22 protein-coding genes are annotated in these 25,413 nt (G+C 62.2%); 11 read left to right on the plus strand and 11 right to left on the minus strand.

Annotation, left to right across the window (positions count from 1 at the left end):
* Positions 1-77: 77 nt before the first annotated feature.
* Entirely contained in the window at positions 78-926 is an 849-nt protein-coding gene (gene trxA / locus PDMSB3_RS16705) for a thioredoxin (protein ID WP_007180561.1), read from the plus strand.
* Positions 927-1,029: 103 nt separating this feature from the next.
* Here the strand turns inward: trxA and tcdA are convergent, their stop codons facing one another.
* Complete coding sequence (gene tcdA, locus PDMSB3_RS16710; RefSeq protein ID WP_007180560.1) at positions 1,030-1,887, minus strand: tRNA cyclic N6-threonylcarbamoyladenosine(37) synthase TcdA; 858 nt, start codon at positions 1,885-1,887, stop codon at positions 1,030-1,032.
* 228 nt (positions 1,888-2,115) lie between these two features.
* Between tcdA and pdxH the strand changes: the two genes are divergently transcribed.
* From pdxH to PDMSB3_RS16725, 3 genes are all read left to right on the plus strand, one after another.
* A complete protein-coding gene (gene pdxH / locus PDMSB3_RS16715; RefSeq protein WP_007180559.1) occupies positions 2,116-2,757 on the plus strand; it encodes a pyridoxamine 5'-phosphate oxidase in 642 nt (213 codons plus the stop codon).
* 141 nt (positions 2,758-2,898) lie between these two features.
* A complete protein-coding gene (locus PDMSB3_RS16720; RefSeq protein WP_007180558.1) occupies positions 2,899-4,113 on the plus strand; it encodes an SAM-dependent methyltransferase in 1,215 nt (404 codons plus the stop codon).
* A 71-nt stretch (positions 4,114-4,184) separates the two neighbouring features.
* Positions 4,185-5,504 (plus strand): DUF72 domain-containing protein, encoded by a 1,320-nt coding sequence (locus tag PDMSB3_RS16725; protein WP_007180557.1) that lies wholly within the window; start codon positions 4,185-4,187, stop codon positions 5,502-5,504.
* Here PDMSB3_RS16725 and msrA read toward each other — a convergent pair.
* Complete coding sequence (gene msrA / locus PDMSB3_RS16730) at positions 5,501-6,049, minus strand: peptide-methionine (S)-S-oxide reductase MsrA (protein WP_007180556.1); 549 nt, start codon at positions 6,047-6,049, stop codon at positions 5,501-5,503. The two genes, PDMSB3_RS16725 and msrA, sit on opposite strands and share 4 nt — an antisense overlap.
* Positions 6,050-6,305: 256 nt before the next feature.
* Here msrA and PDMSB3_RS16735 point away from each other — a divergent pair, with 256 nt between their 5' ends.
* On the plus strand, positions 6,306-6,815 hold the full coding sequence (locus PDMSB3_RS16735; protein ID WP_007180555.1) for a flavin reductase family protein: 510 nt from the start codon (positions 6,306-6,308) through the stop codon (positions 6,813-6,815).
* A gap of 20 nt (positions 6,816-6,835) precedes the next feature.
* Here PDMSB3_RS16735 and PDMSB3_RS16740 read toward each other — a convergent pair whose 3' ends face one another.
* On the minus strand, positions 6,836-7,351 hold the full coding sequence (locus PDMSB3_RS16740) for an Lrp/AsnC family transcriptional regulator (RefSeq protein ID WP_007180554.1): 516 nt from the start codon (positions 7,349-7,351) through the stop codon (positions 6,836-6,838).
* A gap of 130 nt (positions 7,352-7,481) precedes the next feature.
* On the opposite strand from PDMSB3_RS16740, the gene kynB reads away from it, so the two are divergent.
* The 3 genes from kynB to kynA are packed head-to-tail and all read left to right on the plus strand — an operon-like array spanning position 7,482 to position 10,346.
* A complete protein-coding gene (gene kynB, locus PDMSB3_RS16745; RefSeq protein WP_007180553.1) occupies positions 7,482-8,120 on the plus strand; it encodes an arylformamidase in 639 nt (212 codons plus the stop codon).
* Positions 8,121-8,149: 29 nt separating this feature from the next.
* Positions 8,150-9,400 (plus strand): kynureninase, encoded by a 1,251-nt coding sequence (kynU, locus tag PDMSB3_RS16750; RefSeq protein WP_007180552.1) that lies wholly within the window; start codon positions 8,150-8,152, stop codon positions 9,398-9,400.
* 13 nt (positions 9,401-9,413) lie between these two features.
* On the plus strand, positions 9,414-10,346 hold the full coding sequence (gene kynA, locus PDMSB3_RS16755) for a tryptophan 2,3-dioxygenase (protein WP_165186988.1): 933 nt from the start codon (positions 9,414-9,416) through the stop codon (positions 10,344-10,346).
* A gap of 170 nt (positions 10,347-10,516) precedes the next feature.
* On the opposite strand, the gene PDMSB3_RS37890 is transcribed toward kynA, so the two are convergent.
* Together PDMSB3_RS37890 and PDMSB3_RS16765 are read right to left on the minus strand one after the other, a co-directional pair.
* Positions 10,517-12,265: an enterotoxin A family protein gene (locus PDMSB3_RS37890; protein ID WP_232064217.1), complete on the minus strand. Its 1,749-nt coding sequence runs from the start codon at positions 12,263-12,265 to the stop codon at positions 10,517-10,519.
* Positions 12,266-13,734: 1,469 nt separating this feature from the next.
* On the minus strand, positions 13,735-14,715 hold the full coding sequence (locus PDMSB3_RS16765) for an AraC family transcriptional regulator (protein ID WP_007180548.1): 981 nt from the start codon (positions 14,713-14,715) through the stop codon (positions 13,735-13,737).
* Positions 14,716-15,174: 459 nt separating this feature from the next.
* Here PDMSB3_RS16765 and dalD point away from each other — a divergent pair, with 459 nt between their 5' ends.
* The 3 genes from dalD to PDMSB3_RS16780 all read left to right on the plus strand — a co-directional run bounded on the left by dalD (position 15,175) and on the right by PDMSB3_RS16780 (position 19,271).
* Positions 15,175-16,587: a D-arabinitol 4-dehydrogenase gene (gene dalD / locus PDMSB3_RS16770; protein ID WP_165186990.1), complete on the plus strand. Its 1,413-nt coding sequence runs from the start codon at positions 15,175-15,177 to the stop codon at positions 16,585-16,587.
* 164 nt (positions 16,588-16,751) lie between these two features.
* Positions 16,752-18,233 (plus strand): xylulokinase, encoded by a 1,482-nt coding sequence (gene xylB, locus PDMSB3_RS16775; protein WP_165186992.1) that lies wholly within the window; start codon positions 16,752-16,754, stop codon positions 18,231-18,233.
* A gap of 90 nt (positions 18,234-18,323) precedes the next feature.
* Positions 18,324-19,271 (plus strand): sugar-binding transcriptional regulator, encoded by a 948-nt coding sequence (locus tag PDMSB3_RS16780; protein WP_007180545.1) that lies wholly within the window; start codon positions 18,324-18,326, stop codon positions 19,269-19,271.
* Between the two features lie 52 nt (positions 19,272-19,323).
* Here PDMSB3_RS16780 and PDMSB3_RS16785 read toward each other — a convergent pair whose 3' ends face one another.
* The 6 genes from PDMSB3_RS16785 to PDMSB3_RS16810 form a co-directional block, all read right to left on the minus strand.
* Positions 19,324-19,620 (minus strand): DUF1330 domain-containing protein, encoded by a 297-nt coding sequence (locus PDMSB3_RS16785; RefSeq protein ID WP_165186994.1) that lies wholly within the window; start codon positions 19,618-19,620, stop codon positions 19,324-19,326.
* A gap of 224 nt (positions 19,621-19,844) precedes the next feature.
* The gene (locus PDMSB3_RS16790; RefSeq protein WP_007180543.1) at positions 19,845-20,426 is read right to left on the minus strand and encodes a hypothetical protein; all 582 of its coding nucleotides are present in this window, start codon (positions 20,424-20,426) and stop codon (positions 19,845-19,847) included.
* 142 nt (positions 20,427-20,568) lie between these two features.
* On the minus strand, positions 20,569-22,323 hold the full coding sequence (locus PDMSB3_RS16795; protein WP_007180542.1) for a cholesterol oxidase substrate-binding domain-containing protein: 1,755 nt from the start codon (positions 22,321-22,323) through the stop codon (positions 20,569-20,571).
* 315 nt (positions 22,324-22,638) lie between these two features.
* Positions 22,639-23,748: an ABC transporter ATP-binding protein gene (locus tag PDMSB3_RS16800; RefSeq protein WP_007180541.1), complete on the minus strand. Its 1,110-nt coding sequence runs from the start codon at positions 23,746-23,748 to the stop codon at positions 22,639-22,641.
* Positions 23,749-23,844: 96 nt separating this feature from the next.
* A complete protein-coding gene (locus PDMSB3_RS16805) occupies positions 23,845-24,558 on the minus strand; it encodes an HAD family hydrolase (protein WP_007180540.1) in 714 nt (237 codons plus the stop codon).
* Entirely contained in the window at positions 24,555-25,388 is an 834-nt protein-coding gene (locus tag PDMSB3_RS16810; protein WP_232064271.1) for a carbohydrate ABC transporter permease, read from the minus strand. Before PDMSB3_RS16810 ends, PDMSB3_RS16805 begins: the two co-directional genes overlap by 4 nt.
* Positions 25,389-25,413: the final 25 nt, after the last annotated feature.

Genomic DNA, 25,413 nt, shown 5'->3' on the forward strand with positions numbered 1-25,413 from the left:
CGGCGGGTTCAGGCAGCATTGAATCCGTGGCGTTTGGCCCCAAATAACCGTCAAACCGTTTTATCGACGAGGACGCAATGGACACCACTCTGGCCACTTTCGAACAGGACGTCATCACGGCGTCGACACTGGCCCCCGTGCTGGTCGATTTCTGGGCGCCCTGGTGCGGCCCCTGCAAGACCCTCGGCCCGATGCTCGAAAAGCTCGAAGCCGAAGCCGCCGGCAAATGGAAGCTGGTGAAGGTCAACGTAGACGAGAACCAGGAACTGGCCGCGCACTTCCAGGTGCGCAGCATTCCGCACGTCATGGCATTCGCCGACGGGCGGCCGGTCGATCAGTTCGTCGGCGTGCTGCCTGAAGGTCAGTTGCGCGAATTTATCGAGCGGCTCGTGCCGCAAGGCGCGGATGCCGCGCGTCTGGAGGCGCAAACCGCGCTCGCCGAAGGCCGCCGCGAAGATGCCTACGACGCGCTGCAAGCCGCCCTCGCCTACGACCCGGGTTTCGACGAAGCGCGCATGGACCGCATTGAAATGCTGCTCGAAGACAACCGTATCGACGAAGCCCGCAACGAAGTCGATCTGCTGTCGCCGAAAACGACGCAAGGTATCGACGCGCGCTTCAACGCGATCAAGACGCGTCTCGACGCGGTGGACGCCGCCGCGGCCTTGCCGCCGACCGATGCGCTGGAAGCGAAGGTCGCCGCCGACCCAACCGATCTCGAAGCGCGCTTCGATCTGGCCAGCGCGTTCATCGCCCGCCTCAAGTATGCGGAAGCGCTCGAACAGTTGCTTGCGATCGTGCAGCGCGACCGCGCGTTCCGCGACGATATCGGCCGTAAGACCATGCTGTCGGTGTTCGATCTGGCCGCGCATCAGCCGGAGCTGGTGTCGCAATGGCGGCGCAAGCTGAGCGCCTCGCTGTTCTGATCTGCCCAGTCGGTATTCAGGCGCCGCCGGTGTGCCGCCGCCTGAATACCTGAATACCTGAATCTTCGGCTTTGCCGCGGCACCTGCCGCAACGTGAATCACCTCAAGCCGTCGCCTGCTTCGCCAACGCCCGCAGCACATGCGCAGCCGCGGCAAAGCCAAAGCTCGCCGTCACGCACACGCTCGAACCGAAGCCCGCACAGTTCAAACCGACCGGTCCCGTGTGACCCGGCGACGTGCTCACGTGCTCGGCTTCCATGTCTATATCGCAGACGGCGGCTTCCGGGTAGATCAACGGCTCGTCGGAATACACCGCGCTCACCTTGAACTTCGCCTTCGGCCCGCGCGGAAAGCCGTGCTGTTTGCGCAGTTGTCCGCGCACTTTCGACAACAACGGGTCTTGAATGGTCAGCGCGAGATCGTCGATGCGAATGCGCGTCGGATCGAGCTGGCCGCCCGCGCCGCCGACCGTGATCAACGGCTGTTTCTTTTCCACACACCATGCGATCAACGCCGTCTTGGTGCGCACGCTGTCAATCGCATCGACCACGTAATCGAAGCCGCCGCCGAGCGTAGCCTCGAAATTGTCCGGCTCGACGAAGTCTTCGATCAGGCGCACGTCGCAAAACGGATTGATCGCCGCGATGCGTTCCGCCATTGCTTCGACCTTCGGTTTCCCGTAGTTGCCGTCGAGTGCGTGGATCTGCCGGTTAGTGTTGCTCTCGGCGACGTTGTCGAGATCGATCAGCGTCAGCGTGCCGACCGCGCTGCGCGCGAGCGCCTCGGCCACCCACGACCCGACCCCGCCAATGCCGATCACCGCCACGTGCGCGCCTTCGAACGCAGCGAGCGCCGGTGCGCCGTACAGGCGGGCAATGCCGCCGAAGCGCCGCTCGCGGTCGGCGGTTTCACTCCCGTCGAGGCTGGTAGTAAGATCGGATGGCGCGGTGGTGCTGGACATGATGGCAGGGCTCACTGGTCAGGCAAAAATACAGAATGGCGACGCTCACGCGTACGCAACCCCGTATTCTGCCTGAACGCACCAGCTTGCATCGGCGCGCAAAGAGCAGCGCCGTGGGCCACAGCGCGTCGGCATGCACCACAGCACCGCGTGAGACCTTGACCTGGCTACGCGCAAAAAATTAGCGTCTTAGCTATACTGATTGGACTGTAGCGTTCGCATAAGAACATGACCTCACTCGCCGAACTTCGAAAAAACTATTCGCTGGGTTCTTTGGACGTCGGCGATGTCGACCGCAACCCGTTTCGTCAATTCGACATGTGGTTCAAACAGGCGGTAGACGCCCAACTGCCCGAACCGAATACCATGACGGTGGCCACGGTCGACTCGCGCGGCCGGCCATCGGCGCGCATCGTGCTGATCAAAGGCGTCGATGAGCGCGGCTTTGTGTTCTTCACCAATTACGAGAGCCGTAAAGGCCGCGAACTGGCGGCCAATCCCTACGCCAGCCTGCTGTTCTACTGGATCGAACTGGAGCGCCAGGTGCGCGTAGAGGGACGCATCGTCAAGACCAGTGCGGAAGAAAGCGATGGCTATTTCGAGTCGCGCCCGCTCGGTTCACGTATCGGTGCGTGGGCATCCAATCAGAGTCAGGTAATTGAAAGCCGTTCGCAGCTCGAAACACGCGAACGCGAATTCAGCCTGTTATACGGCGATCAGCCGCCGCGTCCGCCACACTGGGGCGGCTATCGTTTGGTACCCGAAGCAATCGAGTTCTGGCAAGGCCGGCCGTCGCGTCTGCACGACCGCTTGCTCTACACCCGATCGGACGAACAGAGCGACTGGCAAATCTCCCGCCTGTCGCCTTGAACTGGAATACAACACCGGCAGTGCGTTGCCAATGCAGCAGCGCGCGCCGGCCGGACGGCATCTCGCGGCATAGGAGTTGCGCCGCATCGAGCTGCGGTCCACACAAGCTTTGCTTTAATTCAACGGACACGGAGAGATCGCATGTTCTGGGAGAAGAAGCTGGCGCAGTGGGTGGAAGATGTAAAAACCAAGGCTAACGTTCCAGCACGCCTCGTGCTGTGGGACGGTCAGCAACATGACTTCGGGCAGTTCGCCGCGCCCCAGGTCACGCTACATGTCAAAAGCGCCACGGCGCTGCCGTATCTGCTCGAACCGAGCCTCGACAATCTCGGCGAGGCGTACGTGAAGGGCAAGATCGACATCGAGGGCAAGCTGTCGGACATCATCAACGTCGGCTACCAGTTGGCGCGCAACACCGTCACCAGCGCGGGCAAGCTGGCGCGCGTGCGGCGCTACTTCAGTCATTCGAAGGCGTCGGACAAGAAGGCGATCCAGTATCACTACGACGTCTCGAACGAGTTCTACAAGCTGTGGCTCGACGAGAACATGGTGTACTCGTGCGCCTACTTCGAGAACGGCGACGAAGATCTCGCCACCGCGCAGATCAAGAAGATCGACCACATCCTCACCAAGATCCAGTTGCAGCCGGGGCAGCGCCTGCTCGATATCGGCTGCGGCTGGGGCGCGCTCGTCCTGCGCGCGGCGCAGAAGTTCGGCGCGAAGTGTGTGGGCGTGACGCTCTCGCAGAATCAATTCGACCTCGCCACCGCGCGTGTGAAAGCCGCGGGCCTGGAAGGCCAGATCGAGATTCGTCTGCAGGATTACCGCGACGTCGAAGGGCAATTCGATCGCATTACGAGCGTCGGCATGTTCGAGCACGTCGGCCGCAAGAATCTGCCGGGCTACTTCGAGAAGATTCGCGATCTGCTGGTCGACGACGGCGTCGCCATGAATCACGGTATTACGTCGAGCGATTCGGACAGCGGCGAGACGGCACTCGGCGGCGGCGAATTCATCGACCGTTATGTGTTCCCGGACGGCGAACTGCCGCATATCAGCCTCGCGCTCGAAGCCATGCAGCGCGGCGGGCTCGAAGCAGTTGACGTCGAAAGCCTGCGCCGTCACTATGCGCACACGCTGGACATCTGGGCGGATAATTTCGAAACACACGCGGACGAAGCCCGCAAACTGGTCGACGACGAAAAATTCCGCATCTGGCGCGTTTATCTCGCGGGTTGCGCCTACGCGTTCGAGAACGACGACGTCTCCATCTACCAGGTGGTGTGCCGCAAAGCCGGCCGCAGCGCGAAAACCCTGCCGTGGTCGCGCCGCTATATGTACGACAAGCCGCTGTAATACGGTTGCGCCGCGGCGCCGTGCATGAGCGGGCGACGCGGCGCAACCTTTGAACAGCAGGCCGAACACCGATGGACCAGAGCAGGACAAGCGAAGTTGAACAGCCCGAAGTTGAACAGCCGGTAGAAGGCGAGGCTGACGTTGCGGGCAAAGCCGTGCAGTTCGATCTGTTCGGCATGCCGGTGGAAACGCCGCCGCCGAAGGACGAGGCCCGGATCAACCCGTCACGTTCGAAGAGCGCCACCACCCTATCGCAACCGGACGACGCCGGTGCCGCGCCTGAAGCCGACACCGCGACCGTCCCCGCCGTCACCAAAAAGCGCCGCGCCCGGGAAATCCTCGCCGCCCCGCCCTCGCCCGAACTGCTCGCACTCGCGGCCGAACTGCCGCCGCAAATTCATCTCGGCACCTCGACGTGGTCGTTTCCGGGCTGGAACGGCATCGTCTATGGCGACGAATACAGCAACAGCAAGCTCTCGCGCGAAGGCCTCACGGCCTACGGCGCGCATCCGCTGCTCAAGACGGTCAGCATAGACCGGTCGTTTTATCAGGTGCTCACGGTCACCGAGTATTTGCGCTACGCGCAGCAAGTGCCCGAGCACTTCCGCTTCATCGTCAAGGCGCCGATGACGATCACCGACGCCACCGTGCGCGCCGAACGCGGCGAGCCGGTCTCGATGAACCCGTGTTTTCTGAACGCGCAAATGGCGATCGACGACTTCGTCACGCCTTGTCTCGAAGGCCTCGGCGCCAAGGCCGGCGCGCTGGTGTTCCAGCTTTCGCCGCTGCCGGATCAAATGCTCGCACATCCGGCGGCATTCATCGAACGGCTGGCCGAATTCCTCGCGGCCTTGCCGAAGCTGCCGGACGGCACCTGCTACGCGATCGAAATCCGCGATGCGAGCCTGCTCACGCCGCGCTTCATCCGCACACTCAAAACGGCGGGCGTGCGCTATTGCGTGGGAATTCACGCCCGCATGCCCGACCCGCTGCGCCAGGCCGCAGCGCTCGCGCTGCTGGACGGCGAGCCGGCCGGACCGTTGATCGTACGCTGGAGTCTGCACGGCGGCTTCAAATACGAACAGGCAAAGGCCAAGTACGAGCCGTTCAACCAGCTGGTCGATCAGGATCCGGCGACCCGTGCTTCACTCGCCGAACTGGCCGCGCGCTACGCGCTGGCCGGCCAGCCGGTGGTGATTGCGATCAACAACAAGGCGGAAGGCTCGGCGCCGCTGAGTTGTGTGGAGTTGGCGCGCGCAATCATCGAGGCGTATGCGCGGCTGGCTCATGAACACGAGCACGACCATGAGCCCCCGCCGGCCGACGAGAACGAGAGCCCGCCTCACCCCGACGCCTATGAAGGAACCTCACCCAGACGCTTGCCGTGTTAGCTCGCCTTGATCCGGTGAGCAAACTTCTGACGAAACTTCGCCACCTTCGGCGCCACCACGAACGAGCAATATCCCTGATTCGGATGGTGCGCAAAATAGTTCTGGTGATAAGCCTCGGCGGGCCAGTAGTTGCCGTCCAGCGGCAGCACCTGGGTGACGATCTGGCCGTCGTAAATCTGCTGTTCGCCAATCTCGCGGATCGCCTGCAGCGCGATCTCCCGCTGCGCGTCGGAATGCGTAAAGATCACCGAGCGGTATTGCGTGCCGACGTCGTTGCCTTGCCGGTTCAACTGCGTCGGATCGTGGATCGCAAAGAAGATGTCGAGAATCTCGCGATAGCTGATCTTCGCCGGATCGAAGTCGACGTTCACGACTTCCGCGTGGCCCGTTTCGCCGTCGCACACGTCTTCGTAAGTCGGCTGCCGGGTCTGGCCGCCCGCGTAGCCCGACTCCACCGCGTTCACGCCTTCGACGCCCAGATACACCGCTTCGAGGCACCAGAAACAACCGCCGCCGAGAGTGGCGACTTCGCCTGTCTGACTCATGCTGCCCGCTCCTTGAACTCATAATCGGCCGATGCCGGTCCACGCTTCGCCTCAACGCTCGTTCCACCACCCGATTTTCCAGCTTAGCGGGTTTTTCACTCACCGGCTCGCGGTCACGGCCAATCCGCCGCGATTGCAGTTAAAATTGGGACAAATCGACGATTTTCACTATGACTTTCGAATCATTTGTTTTCAGCCGCACGCGCGACAGGTTCATCCCGGGCTTCGGCCGGTTTGCGCCAGGGGCTCGCGCCCAATGAAGCGCGCCAGCCCGCCCAACTTCGACCAGAGCGCCTTTAAACAGGCGCTCAGCCAATTCGCCACCGGCGTCACCGTCATTACAACGCGCGCGGCGTCCGGCCAATTGATCGGCATCACGGCCAGCTCGTTCAATTCGGTTTCGCTCAATCCGCCGCTGGTGTTATGGAGCCTTGCCACACGCTCGGCGTCCATGCCCGTGTTCCGCGCGAACAGCCATTACGTGGTCAATGTGCTGGCCGCCTCGCAACTCGATCTGTGCAAGCGCTTTGCGACCGTGAAGGGCGACCGCTTCGAAGGCGTGTCGCATGCGCAAGGCGACACCGGCATGCCGGTGCTGGACGGTGCGCTCGCCTGGTTCGAATGCCATAACCGCAGCCGTTACGAAGAAGGCGACCACGTGATTTTCGTCGGCGAAGTGGAGCGCTGCGGCGTGCACGAAAATGCCGCCGGAATCTCGCCTCTGGTGTTTCAGAACGGCCAGTTTCACGGACTCAAGCCGCTTTGAACGCGCGGCCGTATTTGCGCTCAGCGATCGTTGTGCGCGGCGCCGTGCCCGCTGGCTTTCTTCACTAACGACACGGGCACGCCCGAATCTTCCTTGAGTGTCTGCAGCACGATATTCGAACGAATATCCATCACGCCCGGCGCCTTGTAGAGCCGCTGCAGCACGAAATCCGAATAGTGCTTGAGGTTGTGCGCGAGAACTCGCAGCAGATAGTGAGTCTCGCCGGTCACGACGAACGCGCCGACCACTTCCGGCCAGTCGCGCACCGCTTCCGCAAAGCGCTCGTGCCAATTCTCCTGGTCGTTGCGCATGGACACCTGCACGAACGCTTCCAGTTCAAATCCCAACACTTCGCGGTTCAGACACGCGCGGTAATGTTCGATGACACCCTGCTCTTCGAGCAGGCGCAGGCGTCGCAGACAAGCTGACGGCGAGAGCGAGATGCGCTCCGCGAGGTCGAGATTGCTGATCCGTCCTTCTTGCTGAAGCACCGTCAAGATACGGCAATCGGTGGCGTCGAGCGAGATCGCGTTCATATTCGGTCTCCCTTTCCCATTTATCTCAAATTATGTTCCAAGACACGGCGTAGAAGGAGATTTTTTCGCAATCACATTTCGCGTCAAGCCACCTATCATTCCCGGATAGACACGAACCGCCGATGCGACTATGCGAACACTTTGGGACATCACACCCGCCGTCGATGCCGCCACGCCCGTGTGGCCAGGCGACACGCCGGTGGGTATCGAGCGCGTATGGCGCATGGAGGCGGGCTCGCCCGTCAATGTGGCGCGGCTCACGCTGTCGCCGCACACCGGCGCGCACACCGATGCCCCGCTTCACTACGACGCCGAAGGCGCCGCGATCGGCGAAGTGCCGCTCGATGCCTACCTCGGCCGATGCCGCGTGATTCATTGCATCGGCGCATCACCTGTTGTGACGCCACAACACTTGACCTGTTCGCTCGATGACCTGCCGCCGAGAGTCTTACTGCGCACTTACAGAAACGCGCCGACCACCGTCTGGGACAGCGGGTTCTGCGCGGTCGCGCCGGACACCATCGATCTGCTGGCGTCGCGAGGGGTGAAGCTGATCGGCATCGACACACCGTCGCTCGACCCGCAGGAATCGAGGACGATGGACGCTCACCACCGCATCCGTGCGCATCGCATGGCGATTCTCGAGGGCATCGTGCTCGACGACGTCGCCGCGGGCGACTACGAACTGATCGCGCTGCCGCTCAAGCTGACCACACTCGACGCAAGCCCGGTGCGCGCGATATTGCGCACACTACCCGAGTCTCACTGAATACCCCTGATCTGACTGACGGAATCACCATGAACCACCGTGACGAAGCACTGGCGCTCGACAGCGCCGACCCGCTGGCGGCGTTGCGCGATCAATTCGCGCTATCGCCGACGACCATCTATCTCGACGGCAACTCGCTCGGCGTGCCGCCGGCCGCCGCCGCGCAGCGCGCGCAGACCGTGATCGGCGCCGAATGGGGCGAAGGCCTGATTCGCAGCTGGAACACCGCGGGCTGGTTCGCGCTACCGCGCCGCCTCGGCAACAAGCTCGCGCCGTTGATCGGCGCGGCGGAAAACGAAGTGGTCGTCACCGATACGATTTCGATCAACCTGTTCAAGCTGCTGTCCGCTGCGCTGCGAGTGGCGAATGCGCGCGATCCGAAGCGTCGCGTGATCGTTTCCGAGCGCTCGAACTTCCCAACCGATCTGTACATCGCGCAAGGACTGATCGAACAGATCGACCGTGGCTATGAATTGCGTCTGGTCGCCGATCCCGCCGAACTGCCCGCCGCGATCGGCGATGACACCGCTATCGCGATGATCACGCACGTGAACTACCGCACCGGCTACATGCACGACATGGCCCCGCTCACCAGGCTGATCCACGACAAAGGCGCGCTCGCGCTGTGGGATCTTGCGCATTCGGCGGGCGCGGTGCCGGTCGATCTGAACGGTGTCGGCGCGGACTACGCGGTCGGCTGTACATACAAGTATCTGAACGGCGGCCCGGGTTCGCCAGCGTTCGTGTGGGTGCCCAGACGGCACCAGAATGAATTTGCTCAACCGCTGTCCGGCTGGTGGGGTCATCGCGCGCCGTTCAGGATGGACCCGACGTATCAGCCCGACGACGGCATCGGCCGCTTTTTGTGCGGCACGCAGCCGATGGTGTCGATGTCGCTCGTCGAATGCGGGCTCGACGTGTTCCTGCAAACCGACATGCAGGCGGTTCGCAAAAAGTCGCTGGCGCTGACCGATCTGTTCATCGAACTCGTCGAAACGCGCTGCAGCGAGTTTCCGCTGAAGCTCGTCACGCCGCGTGAGCATGCGCAACGCGGTTCGCATGCGAGCTTCGAACATCCGCATGGTTATGAGGTGATGCAGGCGCTGATCGCACGCGGCGTGATCGGCGACTATCGCGAACCGCATGTGCTGCGGTTTGGTTTTACGCCGCTGTACACGCGCTTTGTCGATGTCTGGGATGCCGTGGAAACGTTGCGCGATGTGCTGACGCAAGAGACCTGGCGGGCGCCTGAATTTGCCGCACGCGGCGCTGTGACCTGAGGAGTACGACGCGATGACCGATCATATGCAAACACCGGGGTTGCCGGAAGAGAAACCGGCGCAGGGATGTCCGTTTGGGCACGGGAGTGCTGCTTCTCATGCGGCGGCCCCAGTCGCCGATTCAGGTGATGGCTGGCACGACGCGCAGCTCGATTTTTCGGAGTCGATGAGTTACGGCGATTATCTGTCGCTCGGAACGGTGCTGGATGCGCAGCATCCGTTATCGCCCGATCACAACGAGATGCTGTTCATCATCCAGCATCAAACGAGCGAGTTGTGGATGAAGCTCGCGTTGTATGAGTTGCGGGCGGCGCTGCAGGCCGTGCATCACGATGAGTTGCCGCCGGCGTTCAAGATGCTGGCGCGCGTGTCGCGGATCATGGAGCAGCTCGTACAGGCATGGAGCGTTCTCGCGACGATGACGCCGTCCGAGTACACGGCGATGCGGCCTTATCTGGGGAGTTCATCCGGGTTTCAGTCGTATCAGTATCGGCAGATCGAGTTTTTGCTCGGCAACAAGAATGGGCTGATGTTGAAGCCGCATGCGCACCGGGCTGACGTGTTTGCCGAGGTGAAGGCTTCGCTGGAGGCGCCTTCGTTTTATGATGAAGTGGTCAGATTGCTGGCGCGGCGTGGATTTGCGATTTCGCCTTCGCGGCTCGACAGGGACTGGACGCAGCCTACTGCTCACGACGCGTCCGTTGAAGCGGCCTGGCTCGAGGTTTATCGGAATCCTTCGCAGCATTGGGAACTGTATGAGATGGCTGAAGAACTGGTCGATCTCGAAGATGCGTTTCGGCAGTGGCGGTTCAGACATGTGACCACGGTTGAGCGGATTATTGGTTTTAAGCAAGGCACCGGTGGGACTAGCGGGGCAACTTATCTGCGGAAGATGCTCGATGTGGTTTTGTTTCCCGAGCTTTGGCATGTGAGGACGATGCTGTAGGTCTTGTTTTTTTGCGCTGCGCTGGTTGCGTTCCCCGGCATCCTGGCCTTTGCCTGAGGTCGCTATCGTCTATTCGCATTGCACCCGCGCGCGGCGTGAGTGATCACCTGAACAACCAGGACGGGGCACGCAGCACCGTCCCGGCCCTGGACGACGCAAGGCCGTCCACTTCAGACCGTCTCGTTCCGCTGTTCGAAAGCCGCGCGTCTGGTCGTGTAACTCTGCATCTGCGCCCACAGCGCGTCGGGTACCCGATAGGTGCGTGGCGGCTCCCCTAGCACGTTGGTTTGAGCCACGCCATCCAGGTTGTACAGCTTCAGTTCGCCCGATTCACCTGGCACCACGTAGGAACCGTCCCGGTACAGCAACGCGGCGTTGTGATCTTTCAGCCACGCGTACATACGCGGACCGGTTCCCCTCGGCGCTTCGACCAGCCAGTCCTTAAAGCTGCCGTAGTCCGGTTCGCCCGGCACCCCGGTCACGAACGACGTCGTGCCAGACGGCAATACCGAATCCGGATCCCGCTCGAAACGGTATTGCGTGTCTGCACGGCCCGCGTCATTGTCCGTGTATGACCTCGGATCCGCCGCCGGCGTCACCGTCTTGCCGTCGCGATCCACGATGTCCCACCGGCTCTTCGTTTCCTCGAACGGCCCCGGATTCTGCGTCGCGGATAGCCGTGCGTACCCGTTCTCGTCATAAGTCACCCTCTGACCGTTTTCGTTGCTGACCAGGTGATGATCCTCGTCGTAGTGAAACGAGTCGCTCTTGTCGGTCGCCCTGTTGCCGGGGCCGTCCGCATACAGAAACCCTCCACTATCCGGACGCATCACGCTCCCCTTGCAAGACGGGTCCGTGAACTCGATACGCCCGTCCGGGGTGATGATCGCGCTGCCAGCGTCTTTGTCCGGCCTCTGCGTGTTGCGCACGCCCACACGGTCGTGCGGGATGCCAGACGCCTCACCGGGCGCGAGCGGGTCTTTTACTCCAACGAGCGGCGTCAGCACGCCGAACGCTCCGCCCGCCCAGCCGTCCTTCGCACGAATCGCAACGGGGCCCGCGTAATGCTGCCCATTCGCCAGGGCCTGGATTTTCTCCAGCGCGTGCCCGTAAAACTGCGCCTGCGACAGATTCGGATCCTGCTTCGGCGTATAAATCGTCTTGCCGTCGCGCAAGCTCGTGGCGCCGATGAACGGCTTGTGCAGCGCGTCGCTCCACGCCGGGTCGTCGCCCGCGAAGCCTGCTAGCTGCGGCTGCGCGCCGGCCGTGCTGGTCTGGTCATAAACGTCCCACCGATAGTCTGGATTGGCCGTGTAGTCGCCCACCTCGCCGTTCTTCATCCCCCACCAGCCGCGCACCTGGTTGTAGTCGATACGGCCCATTGCCGCCACCTCGCCCAACCCCGGGTTGCGCGCATGCGCACCCAGCGAGCCGTCGACATCCACCATGTTCGGCGAAGGCGCCACGTCGTAGATGTAGCCGTCCTTCGCCGGCATCTTCTGCTGCGCTGTCAACGCCCTCCGGTATGTGCCCAGATAGCCGCCGCCATCGCTGTTGTGCGGATCCTTCGCGACCGCCGAATCGTGCAGATCCAGATTGACGTTGCGCAGCGGCGTGTCTTCGCTATTGAAACCGCCGCGCGCCTTTAACTCCTGCGGACTGACCGTCGACGGACGGTAAAGCCCGCCCGACTGCGTGTCCGTGCTGCGCTTCTTCAATTCATCACGCCACGACGGCCCCGGCCGATCCCAGTCCGGCCGTGGCAAGTCCGCGCGCGGCGGCGTCAGCGTCGCGTAGCCGCCCGGCTGCGCGGGCGGAGGGATCCCATAGCTGCCGCCGACAGCACCAAGGTTAAGGTCGCCGAGTTCGTGCTGCCTCACGTGAATCATGGCTTGATAGTCGAGTCCAAAAAACTTCACGCGACCGGACCTTGGCGCCGTTGCATCAAGGTAGCCGGTCAACGCAGCGGATAGCTGGTTGAAGTTGGAGTACCGAAACGCCCCGTAGTTGTTGTCGAAAATCTCATATCCGTCGCTCCGGTAGTCGCCAGTTTGGTGAAGTCTTTGAATACCGAAATAATGGGCGCAAATGTCGTCATCATGTGCGTTCAGCTCTGCCGGCGCACTCATTTCAGTTGTCACTCCTACGAACTGGACCGGTGTGCCGTATGTCTCTCCCAGCGGGTTGAAGGGCCTGGAAAAACGGTTTGCCAGCTCTGTGATTATCGAACGGGCGACTTCTCCAGCGGTGTGCTGCCCATCGTCCCAATCCCGTCCAGGTATCTCGACATGATTGGCAAGAGGTACGTGCCCAACACTGCCATACCGAATCTGTAAATCGGACATTTCCGCCTCAGTGCGTTTGCGGACGTCCTCCCCCCTTCTTCCTTCGAGTCTGGCGGCCACCTCAGAGGAAGCCGCCATCAAGTCCTGGCCGCTTTGCGCTGCTACAGACTCGACATATTGAGTACTGCCAAGGCAGCCGCTCCAATCTTCATAGCCTCGTCTCGTTTGGAACAGATACTCGTTGTTGTTTTCCGCTGATGGCTGATATAACGCGTTGTAGTGGCGCAAGGCAATAGGGAGGTAGGTGTACGGATGGAATGGCTGCGGAAGCGACGTGACTGGCGGCTTCATTACAGCGCTGGGTGAAGCATTACGTCCCTCTTCGCCAGCCGGCGGCGCCTCCGTGGGGGACCGCCTGGCTCTACGTTGCAACGCCTGAATCTTCAGCATCCCCTCCTGGCTAGAGCAAGGCCTCTGACCGTTACCCGAAAGCCGGTCTTGCGTCGGCTGCCGGCCCGCGCGTTTGTCGGGCAATGGGTGGCCCGATCCAGATTGCTGCGACGGTGTCGATCCTTCTGTCTGTTGATCGCGAGAATCATGGTGGCCGCCCCTGCCTTGCAAATTGTCCGGATAGGACAAGTACGCGGATGAAGTACCGTTCACGGAAGACGTTGCCATGCTTGCCTCTCGATAGAATAGTTGAATCAGTTGGTATCCTTGCCCCTATGACGAGGGAAGGATACGAAGATTCCAACGCCGTTCCCTGCTATTTTGTAATACAACTGTATATTTTTATTTTGCAGTCCCGATAAATATAGCTGGACCATCCGGGATTCTCCCGGGATGACGCAAGCCATTTCGGCAGCGCCTTCACTCTTCGAACCGGTAGACGAATCGAGCGAACCGTTGGCGTTCGCATTCACGGTGACCCGCGCAACGCCCGTCTTCATAGCTGGGGGCGTCGCGTAACAACAAGGCGTGGACAACCGGCATGGCGATGAACGGACACGCTGAAGACATGTGTTGCCACAGCCGCCATACCATGCGCCGCAATTTTTCAACGGGAGGAATACGCCACTTCGGCTGAAAGCCTGCGCTTGAGACTACGTTGGCGGATAAGCTGCGGCGACGCTGTGCGACAGGCCCGGCGCGGACACGAGAGCGGGCGCGTCGTCGACACCCACGCCGCGCGCCGCCGCTTGTTCGGAGGCTTCACGGCTCGCGTCGTTCAGTTGCTGAAAGCGGCGGAATCTGGAAGGCGCCATGCCCTTGACCGCGAGAAACTGCCGGTTGAAGTTCGACAGGTTGTTAAAACCCGCCTTGAAGCAGACATCAGTCACGCTCAAGGCCTCGTCGGCGAGCAATTGGCACGCGAGATTGATACGCATGCGGTTCACGTATTGCACGAACGGCAGCCCGGTATGGCGGCGGAAATAACGCGAGAATGCACTGACGCTCTGGCCCGCGAGTTGCGCGAGGTCCGACTCGCGCAATTCGTTCGCGAGGTTTTTGCCGATATACGACAGCACGTGATTAATGCGGGTCGAAGCGAAACCTGATGGGTCGGTCCGATAAGCGGGACTCGCCAGCGTCTCGCGATCCGCGGCGTTCGTCAGAATCTCCAGCATCGACATGAACAGAACCAGCCGACGCAACCCGCGCGCCGCCAGCAATTCAAGAAACAACGGCCGGATCGCCGCGCTCGTCTGCGCACCGAACGACACACCGCGCCGTGAATCGACGAGCAACGCCTCAACCTGACGCCATTCCGGAAAACTCTCGACGCAGTTCGACACGAACTCCTGCCCAAACTGCACCACCAGATTGCGCTGCGCGACGCTCTGGCCTTGCGGCATTTCGCTCACCCAGTTGTGCGGCAGGTTCGGCCCGATCAGCACCAGATTGCCTGGCGCGAAGTTGCTGATGTGATCGCCGACGAACATCTTGCCAGTCGTCGCCACGATCAGATGAATCTCGTATTCGGGATGAAAGTGCCAACGCACGGTGCGATACGGATAGCCGTGCGACCACACTTTGAACGATTCGTCGCGGCGTACGGCCACGAGTTCGAGATCTGGTTGCACTGTCTGCCTCCATGAAGCGGCCTGCCAAAGGCGCCGCCGGTCTTTCTCTTGTATAGCGAAACGTAACCCTCAAACGCACGCTTCACCACTGGAAATGAGACCGCGGATCGATACTTTTTTGCATTCGGGTTAGTCCTGACGCATCGCATGTCAAATTTGATGCAATGCAATACGCGCGACAATGGCCCGCCATCACGCAAAGGCGCTGCGCGACACGCGCGGAAAAGCCACGCCGCGCCGCGCTGCGCCACAAAAAAGCCTGCTGTGCCGCCTTGACTTTCGTTTCATCGGGTACGATCATTCGCTCACATGCAGAGCAAATGCTCCATTTCAGGAAAACGCTGGGCCACCGCGGGTTTTCTTGCTTCCCAAGGGGGCTGAAGGGAAGCGCCGGGGCGGACACTCACGAGAAAAACGCACGCGTCGAGTCGTGCGAGCAAAGACATTCAGGAGACGCACATGAACAGCGGGCAAGGCAGCGGCGCGGCCGCACACGTGATCCTGCACATCGGCGCGGGATCGTTTCATCGCGCCCATCAAGCGTGGTATCTGCATCGGTTGAACGAGGCCAAAGTGCCCGGCGAACCGCATTGGTCGCTGACGGTCGGCAATATCCGCAGCGATATGAATGCGGTGCTCGAAGCGCTCGCCGCGCAAAACGGCGTGTACACGCTCGAGACCGTCACGCCCCAAGGTGAGCGCGCGTACGAAACGATTCGCTCGATCGAGCGCGTCGTGCCGTGGACCGAAAGTCTCGACGCGCTGATCGAAGCGGGCGCGGATCCGGCCTGCAGGATCATCGCGTTCACCGTTACCGAAGGCGGCTATTACCTCGACGAAGAGGACGAGCTCGACATCGCCAACGCCGATCTCGCCGCCGACCTCGACGGCGGTCACACCACCATTTACGGCGCGCTGGCAGCGATTCTCGACGCGCGCATGAAGCGCGGCGCGGGCCCGGTCACGCTGCAAACTTGCGACAACCTGCGCAGCAACGGCGAGCGCTTCCATGCGGGCATGAGCGAATTTCTCGAACGGCGCGGCGCGGACGAACTGGCGCAATGGTTCGACGACAACACGGCCTGTCCCAGCTCGATGGTCGACCGCATCACGCCGCGTCCCACGCCGGACGTGCGTGAACGCGTCAAGGCCGCCACCGGCGTCGACGACGCCTGCCCGGTGATGGGCGAAGCGTTCATCCAATGGGTGATCGAAGACCGGTTCATCGCGGGCCGTCCGGCCTGGGAAAAGGTCGGCGCGGAACTGGTCGACTCGGTGATGCCGTACGAGGAAGCGAAGATCCGCATTCTCAACGCGCCGCACAGTTGCATCGCGTGGGCGGGCACGCTGGTCGGGCTGAACTACATTCACGAAGGCACGCTCGATGCGGACATCCGCAGATTCGCCTTCGACTACGTCACGGAAGACGTGATTCCGTGTCTCACACCGAGTCCGCTCGATCTCGAACGCTATCGCGACGTGGTGCTCGAACGTTTCAGCAATCCATATATCCAGGACACGAATCAGCGCGTCGCGGCGGACGGTTTTTCGAAGCTGCCAGGCTTTATCGCGCCGACGTTGGCAGAGTGCTTCGAGCGCGGCGTCACGCCGGCGGCGACGGCGATGCTGCCCGCGCTGTTCTTCCGCTTTCTGGAGCGCTGGAACGCCGGCAAGCTGCCGTACACGTATCAGGATGGCGTGATGGATGAGCGCGTCGCGCGGGGCTTTTTCGCAGCGTCCGACCCATTGAAGGCGTTCGCCGCCGACCGGCTGCTATGGGGCAGCATGGCTCAGACGCCGGAACTGGAATCGGCGCTGGGGGGCGCGCTGGCGCGCGTCGACGTATGGCTGGCCAAACGCGGCGCGGTTTGAGCGCCGGCCACATAAACGTCACGCCAACGCCACATTCAATCAGCTCAGCAAGCGCCGCGCAACGCGCGGCATCGAAGCGCGCCGGTGCCAGGCTTAATGCGCATGGCACCGCGCGCCATGTGCGGCTAAAGTAGCGCATCTCTAACGACGAAGGTTCCGCGCCCATGTATCTCGGCATCGACCTCGGCACGTCCGAAGTGAAAGTTCTGCTGCTCGCCTCCAACGGACGCGTGATCGGCACCGCAGGCTCACCGTTTACCGTGTCGCGCCCGCATCAACGCTGGGCCGAGCAGAATCCCGAAGACTGGTGGGCAGGCACGCGCGCAGCGCTCGCCGCCCTGCGCGCCAGATATCCCGACGAGTTCGCGCAGATTCGCGGCATCGGCCTGTCGGGCCAGATGCACGGCGCCGTTCTGCTGGATGCGCAGGATCGCGTGTTGCGGCCCGCGATCCTGTGGAACGACATGCGCAGCGACAAGGAATGCGCAGAACTGACCGAACGCGCGCCGGAGCTGCATAGCGTGGCCGGCAACCTCGCCATGCCCGGCTTCACCGCGCCGAAGCTACTGTGGGTCGTGCGCCATGAGCCCGACATTTTTGCGCGGACCGCCTGCGTACTGCTCCCGAAGGATTACTTGCGCCTGCAACTGACCGGCGGCAAGGTGTCCGACCCATCGGACGCGGCCGGCACGCTGTGGCTCGACGTCGCCAGGCGCGACTGGTCCGATTCGCTGCTCGCGGCCTGCAACATGTCGCGCGCGCAGATGCCGAGCCTGTGCGAAGGCAGCGAGCCGTCGGGCACGCTGCTGCCCGCGGTGGCGCGCGAATTCGGCCTGAGCGACGGCGTGATCGTCGCGGCCGGCGGCGGCGACAACGCCACCAGCGCGATCGGCATCGGCGCGACGCAACCCGGCGACGGCTTCGTTTCGCTCGGCACGTCGGGCGTACTGTGCGTGGTCGGCGACAGCTTCCGGCCGAATCCGGCGTCCGCCGTGCATGCGTTCTGTCACGCGATTCCGGATCGCTGGCATCAGATGAGCGTGGTGCTGTCCGCCGCGAGTTGTCTGCGCTGGGTCTGCAAGCTCACCTCTACCGACGAGCCGACCCTGCTCGCCGAAATCGAGGCGCTCCCGGCCGACGCATTGAACACCGCCCCGCTCTTCCTGCCCTATCTGTCGGGCGAACGCACGCCGCACAACGACCCGTATGCGCAAGGCGTGTTCTTCGGCATGAACCACGCAACCGATCGCGCGCTGCTCGGCTACGCGGTGCTCGAAGGCGTCACGCTCGCGCTCACCGACGGCCTCGACGCGCTGCGTGCGGCCGGCACCGAAGCGAAGGCGCTGTCCCTGCTCGGCGGCGGCGCCCGCAGCGACTACTGGGCGCAGTTGCTCGCCGACTCGCTCGATACCGCAACGCGCAAGCACGGCGGCGGCGAAACCGGCGCGGCGCTCGGCGCGGCTCGGCTCGGCTGGCTGGCGGCCGGCGGCGATCCGGCCACGGTGCTGACCAAGCCGCCAATCGAAAAGGAGTTCACTCCGAACCCGCGCCGCCATGCCGAACTGCGCGTACGGCTCGAAGCGTATCGCGCGCTTTACCGCCATGTGCGGCCGCTGTTCGACCCCGCACGGCAACCGCTTGCCTGACCGGCAATCCGCAGCCAGCTCACGCGCGAGCCTCAGTCAAGGCGCGCGAACCGGCTGCTATCATCGGCGCACTTCAAGCGAACCGTCACCGTGCCCAAGTCCACCGAAAAATTAGACCTTGCTACCCGCGCCGCGTGGCTCTATTACGTCGCCGGCAATACCCAGAACGAGATCGCCGAAAAGCTCCAGGTGTCGCGTCCGGTCGCGCAACGGCTGGTCGCCTTCGCGGTGGAAAAGAATCTGATTCGCGTGCGCGTCGATCATCAATTGGCCGACTGCCTCGCGCTCGCCGATCAACTGTCGAAGCGCTACGGTCTGAGCATGTGCGAAGTGGTGCCGGTCGACAGCGATACGTCAGAGGAAGTCGACCGCAAGCTGGCGGTAGCGGGCGCACAGGTGATGGAGCGCTATCTCGGCGAGGAAAAACCGATGGTGGTCGCGGTGAGCAGCGGCCGCACGCTGAAGGCCGCCGTCGATCAGATCGCGCAGCTGGACCGTCCGCAGCACCGGCTGGTATCGATGGTCGGGGCGATCGCCCAGGACGGCTCCTCGAACCGCTATGACGTCGCGCTGCACATTTCGGAGAAGACGGGCGGCAAGCATTTTCTGCTGCCGGCGCCGCTGCTCGCCGATAGCGAAGCGGAGCGCGCGCAGTGGTGCAATCACCGGCTGTACCGGATCGTCGAATCGCTGTCGGCGCAGGCCGACGTGGCGTTCGTCGGCATCGGCAATATCGGGCCGAATTGTCCGCTGCACGAAGACGGCTTCATTACGTCGGCGGAAGTGAACGAATTGACGCAGAACGGCGCCGTAGCGGAAATGCTCGGCTTGCCGATCGATTCCGCCGGCGCCCATGTCGAATCGCCGATTGGCCGACGCGTGACGAGCATCGCGCTGGATTCGCCGCCGCGGCGCCCCACCATCGGTTTCGCCGGCGGCGAGCGCAAGCGCGAGGCGCTGATTGCGGTGCTCAAGGGCGGCTGGCTCTCGGGACTGGTCACCGACGAATCGTGTGCGCGGGCAGCGCTCGAAGCCTGAGCAGACGGTTGCCGGCCACCTGACACAGCGCCGAAAGCGGCCCACCGTCGCCTTACATGACCGGCAGGCCTTCGGTGATGATGATGCGATAGTCGGCCCCTTGCAGGCGCGTATCGCTGACGGCCTGATACTCCGGGCTGTGATACCAGGCGAGCGCCTCGTCGTAGCTGGTGAATTCGAGGATCAGGATGTCTTCGATCTCCGGACCTTCCACCACTTCCCTGCGCCCGTGGCTCGCCAGCATCATCACCGGATGCTGCTCGAAGGTTGCAGGCGCAACCTGTTTATATTCTTCCAGTTTGGTGGGATCGAGCGTTTTCTCGCGCGTAATGACGACATAGGCGGGCATGAGCGTTCCAGAGCGTGATGGAGCGGAAAACTACCAGGAAAGCGGCGCGCCCGCCGCTTTCCCATCGTCACGCGGCGAGCACTTCGACGATCTTACGCTGGAATGCTTTCCCTGCGCTGTCGAACAAATGGCAATGCCCGGACGTCGCGCCGAGTTTTCGCGTCTTGCCGGTTCGCGGCGGAACGGCGCAGTGTCGCGCGTGACCGGCTACGTATGCCGAAAATTCAGGTCTGTTTCGGAGACGATCCGCCGCGCAACCACTCGTGTTCGAAGTGGTAGTCCGGCGAGCCGGTGCCGCCAAGCGCCTTGCCAACGCCGGCGACCATTCTGGAAACCGCATAACCCCCGAGATCGGGTGCGAGGTGACAGAGTTTCCCGCAAAGGCCGAACTTGTTGAATATCTGACCCACCGACGAAACCAGCGGCGTATTCAGCAGGTCATTGCACTTCGACACGCCGCCAATGATCGCTGAACCAATCGAACTCATCGCACCCTTGGCGCTTGCGTCAGCAGATTTATCGGACTTGCCGCATGCAGGAAAAGATGAAGACGTCGACTTCCCGTTCCGGCCGGTGAGCATCGACATCGAGTTCACGGTTGCCGAGTTGGCCAACCGTTCGCCACGTGCCCCAGCGATTGTGCCGACGCCAGCCGTGCTGCTGAATGTGGCGCTGAACCCCGACGCGTACCGCTCAAGTCCATGTCCGCCGGAACGGAGTTCGGCGCGCGGCGCTGCCGAGGCGTTCGAATACATGAATCCCGCGCTAGAAAATGCGTCGATTTTTGTCGAAGTCAGTTGTTGCATATTGATTTCCTTCGTCGATTTACATGCCAGATGGCCCGTCTGGCCGGGTATTGGTCAGCGGCTCGATGACGAATCGCCGCTCAATGGTGTTGCCTGTCGATGTCCAGTACAACTGACCTCGCGGACAGGCTTGCCGCACGGGTCAGGGAAGCAGCGTGTCAAGCAAAGCGGAAGAGAAGACGCGATACGGGTCGTAGCGGTTGAGCGTATTGCGCGCCGTGCTCCAGCTACTCCCCGGCGGTTGACCCTCGGAGTGCAGATTGGGAATCGTGGTGCCGATCATCATGCTGTCCTGCCAGGGCGCGGCATTTGTGTAGGCCCAGCCTTTGGACCATTCGGGACGCACAGTCGCATATGAACCAGCGTAGTTCGACATCATCCATTGCTCGATTTCCCGATAAAAACTGTTCGCCAACGGGGTGCCGGGCAACGTCAAAATGTCGAAGTAGACGGCAATGTTCCACTCGGGATGGTCGGGACGCGGCTTGAGCGCGGCAAGCGACGGCGTAACGGCACCAGGCCCGGCGTCGGCCGTCTGGTCGAGCCCGGTCACGCGGATTTCGACAGGGCCATTCATCGGAAATTCGCCGCGTTGCCTGTAGACGTCGACCCGGTTCTGGTAGAACTGGACGAACTCATAGATGACGCGTTGCACGTCGGCACGCCGGGCAAGCACCGCGTAGCCGTTTGCGGTCACGCGCAGCGTCGAAGGACGGATGTATTGCAGAACGTTGCGCGACCAGCCCCAGATATCGCTACTGAACGTGACACCCAGCCCCGCGACGACGATCCCCATCTGTAGTTGCCCAAAAAGCGGCGTCAGGTAGCGTTCGCCGTCGATCACAATACGTTTGACCAGGTCCGCCAGCGGCTGCGAAATAGAATCCGAAAATGGGTAGTTGTAAGGCTGCTTCACCTCACGCGAGAAGAACGGCCTGCTGGGCTGCACGGACCACACCTTGAGCCACGGGCAACTCGTGAACGGAAACCAGATCGCCTCCATCCGGCCCGAGCGGTCCAGGAACGATTCGATCGTACGCCCCCCTGACTTTGCCGAGGCGAACAGTTCGGATGCCGGAATATCCACATAACTCTGACAGCGCAGCCTCTGGTTGACACCCGCTTCGAGCGTCGCCTCGACGATCAGCGCGCGGCCCAGGTGAACGAGGAACGCCCCGATGTCGGGCTCGGTACGCTTGAAGGTGCGCAGCACATACTGCTGTTTCCGGTCATCGAACACGACCGCCGTAAGCGACAGGATCAAATTGCTCAGCGAACCATAGGTATGCCCCTTCAATGGAGCCTCGCCGGAAGCGGGTATCGCTGTTCCGTGAGCGCCGATCGCAAGAGCGCCGCCTAGCGTGATGTCGCCTGGAGCGGGCGAGGCCGTGACACCCAAACCGGATTGTTCGAGCGTTGCCAGTAGCACTTCCATCGAAATGCCGGCTTGAGCCGTGAAGCGTGCAGGCTGAGATGACTTGTCCACCGATATGGCGTTGAGCGACTTCGTCATGTCGAGCAGGACGACTTGGGAGGCTCCGGTGGTCCGGTCGATCGTCAGCGGCGACCAGTTGTGCATATAGCCGCGAGGCCGGATGCGATAGCCGTTTGCGCGCGCCCAGTTGACGATCGTAACCACGGCGGCGGGCGTATCGGGCGACGCTGTCCAGACATCGGCTACCGCAATTTCACCGCTCCAGTTCTGGAATGCCTGTTTATATAGTGGAATGCCGGCGGGGAAATTTGCCGGAACGCGCGCGGTGTCTTGCGCGCGCGCGGCAATCTGATAGACCGGCGTCCATCCGGTCACGACTCCGGCCACCGAAAGCCGGGCGATATCGGCAATGAATTTGCGACGGGTCGGTGGCTTAAAAGTATCTTGAAGGTCTTTGATCATGTGCGCTCGAGTACCTGTTGCCAGGAAGGGATGTCAGTTCCCATGCTATTTTTTTGAGGCGTACGCGAGGTGATGACTATTCATTACATGGCCATGCCGATCACATTTAAGACTGTTGGCCGGTTGCGACGAATGGTGAGGCAGAGGGGCTAGGCGGGGCATCAACGCGTGCACATGATTCAACCCATCAGGGTTGGCCGAGCAATGAAGGCACGCGTTCCTGATCGATAAAAAAATGCCGCGCTCGACGGCGCGGCAGGGACTCATTGCACAGCTCGGAGGGAGCGAAGCCGCATGGACGCGGCCCCCGGAAACTCACGCAGCTAGCACTTCGACGATCTTGCGCTGGAATGCTTTGCCTGTGCTGTCGAACAGATGGCAATGCTCGGGCGTGGCGCCGAGTTTCTGCACCTCGCCCTTGGTATGCCGCTCAAGCGGTGGAATCCGCGCGATCAGTCCATCCGGCGCGACGCTCGATTCTGCATACAGATACGCCGAGTCGCCGAGCGATTCGACCGCCATCGTGCAGGCCGAGACGCCGTCGTCGGCCATGCCCACATGCAGATGCTCGGGGCGGATGCCGACCGTCACCTTGTCACCCTGCTTGACCGAGGCCGGTTCCACCGCCACGCGCTGCGTCTCGCCGGTTTCGTAGCGTACCGTGACGCCGTCGTGCGTAACCGACTGCACGACACCTTCCATGAAGTTCATCTTCGGCGAGCCGATGAATCCTGCGACGAAGCGATTGGCCGGCGCGTGATACAGCATGGTCGGGCTGCCGACCTGCTCCAGATTGCCCGCCGACAGCACCACGATCTTGTCCGCCAGCGTCATGGCTTCGACCTGATCGTGCGTCACATAGATCATCGTGGTCTTCAGTTCGTCATGCAGACGCGCGAATTCGAGGCGCATTTTCACGCGCAGCGCGGCGTCGAGATTCGACAGCGGTTCGTCGAACAGGAACACTTTCGGCTTGCGCGTAATCGCGCGGCCGATCGCCACGCGCTGACGCTGGCCGCCGGACAACTGCTTCGGCTTGCGATCGAGCAGATGGTCGATGTGCAGGATCTTCGCCGCATTGCGCACGGCGGCGTCGATTTCAGGCTTTTTGGTGCCGGCGAGTTTCAGGCCGAACGCCATGTTGTCGTACAGCGTCATATGCGGATACAGCGCGTACGACTGGAACACCATCGCGATGCCGCGCTTGGCGGGCGGCACATCGTTCATGCGCGTGCCGTCGATGGTGAGATCGCCGCCGCTGATATCTTCGAGGCCGGCGATCATCCGCATCAGGGTCGATTTACCGCAACCGCTCGGGCCCACGAACACGACGAACTCGCCGTCGGCGATATCGAGGTTGATGTCGCGCATCACTTCGTTGTCGTCGTACGCCTTCCGGATGTTGCGCAGAGTTACGCTTGCCATGATGTGTCTCCGTGTAATGCTATGTGTTGCTTGTCCGTTGCTTCGGTAACCTGAGTTTCACAGGATGCCGCATTGATTCGTTGCTCGATGCCGTGCTTACGGCGCGGCCGCCGTCGCGCTCAGCGTCCATTGCGCGACCAGTTCCGGCAACTGCTGCATGTCGTCGAACACGTGACGCGCGCCGGCCGCATGCAGCTTGTCGATCTGCGCGTCGCTCGCATGGCCGCCGCCGATGAAACCGAGCACCGTCATACCCGCCGCGCTCGCCGCAGTCACGCCCGTGACGCTATCCTCCACCACTAGACACCGCGAGGGCGCGAGTCCGAGGCCTCTCGCCGCGGCCAGATAGACATCGGGCGCGGGCTTCGGATTCGGCACCGCGTCTGCGCAGAACAGACGGTCGCCGAAAAACCTCACGAGCCCCGTGCGCACCAGCACCGATTCCACATACGGGCGGAAGCTGTTGCTCGCGCAACCTTTGGTAAGCGGCACCTGAGCGAGTGCGGCTTCGATGCCTTCGACCGTCGGGGCCTGCATCGCGGCGGCTTCAACCGCGCGGCGGATCGCATCGATATCGTCGAGCGTGAGGCTTTTGCCGAGTTGCGCTGCGGTGCCCTGCAGCACTTTCTCGATGCGCAGTCCGAGCAGCGGCAGCACCACCGGCTCGACATCGGTGCCGGGCCAGCGCGTTTCGAGTTCACGCACCAGCATGCGCGCCGCCACGGCTTCGCTGTCGATCAGCACACCGTCGCAATCGCAGATCAGCGCGAAATTAGCCACCGTCGTGCTTCCACTCGTGCCAGCCGTCATTTGACCGCCCCGAACGTGAGGCCGCGCACCAGTTGCTTCTGCGACAGCCAGCCGACAATCAGGATCGGTGCGACCGCCAGCAGCGAAGCGGCGGACAGCTTGGCCCAAAACAGGCCTTCAGGACTCGAATAGGAGGCGATGAACACGGTCAGCGGCGCGGCGTTCGAGCTCGACAGGTTGATGCTCCAGAATGCTTCGTTCCACGACAGGATCACGAGCAGCAACGCGGTGGATGCGAGCCCAGGCAGCGACATCGGCATCAGTAGATAGACGATTTCCTGCCACGTCGCCGCGCCGTCGATCCGCCCGGCTTCGAGAATGTCGCGCGGAATTTCGGCGAAGTACGTGAACGACATCCACACCGCAATCGGCAGATTGATCAGCGTATAGACGATCACGAGACCCGACACCGTATCCAGCAGCCCGCTGTTTTTCCACAGCAGATAGATCGGCACCAGCACGCCGACCGAAGGCATCATCTTGGTCGAGAGCATCCATAGCAGCACTTTCTGCGTGCGGCGGGTCGGGAAGAATGCCATCGCGTACGCGGCCGGCACGGCGAGAATCAGGCACAGAATCGTCACGCCCGCGGAGATCAGCACCGAATTCAACGCGAACGAAAAGTAATTGCTGCGCGCGAACACCTCGCGAAAGCTATCGAGCGTCGGGACGAAAAACAGCGACGACGAATAGGCCTGCTGCTCCGTCTTGAATGCGGTGATCGTCATCCAGAAGATCGGAAAGAACAGCAGCAACGCGACGAGCCACGCGATCACGCCCGGAATGGCGCGGCGAATCGCGGCGAACGGCGACGTCGCCGGCACGGTCATGGCAGTCGAATTCGACACTGGGTTA

This window comes from Paraburkholderia dioscoreae (assembly GCF_902459535.1).
GTDB lineage: Bacteria > Pseudomonadota > Gammaproteobacteria > Burkholderiales > Burkholderiaceae > Paraburkholderia > Paraburkholderia dioscoreae.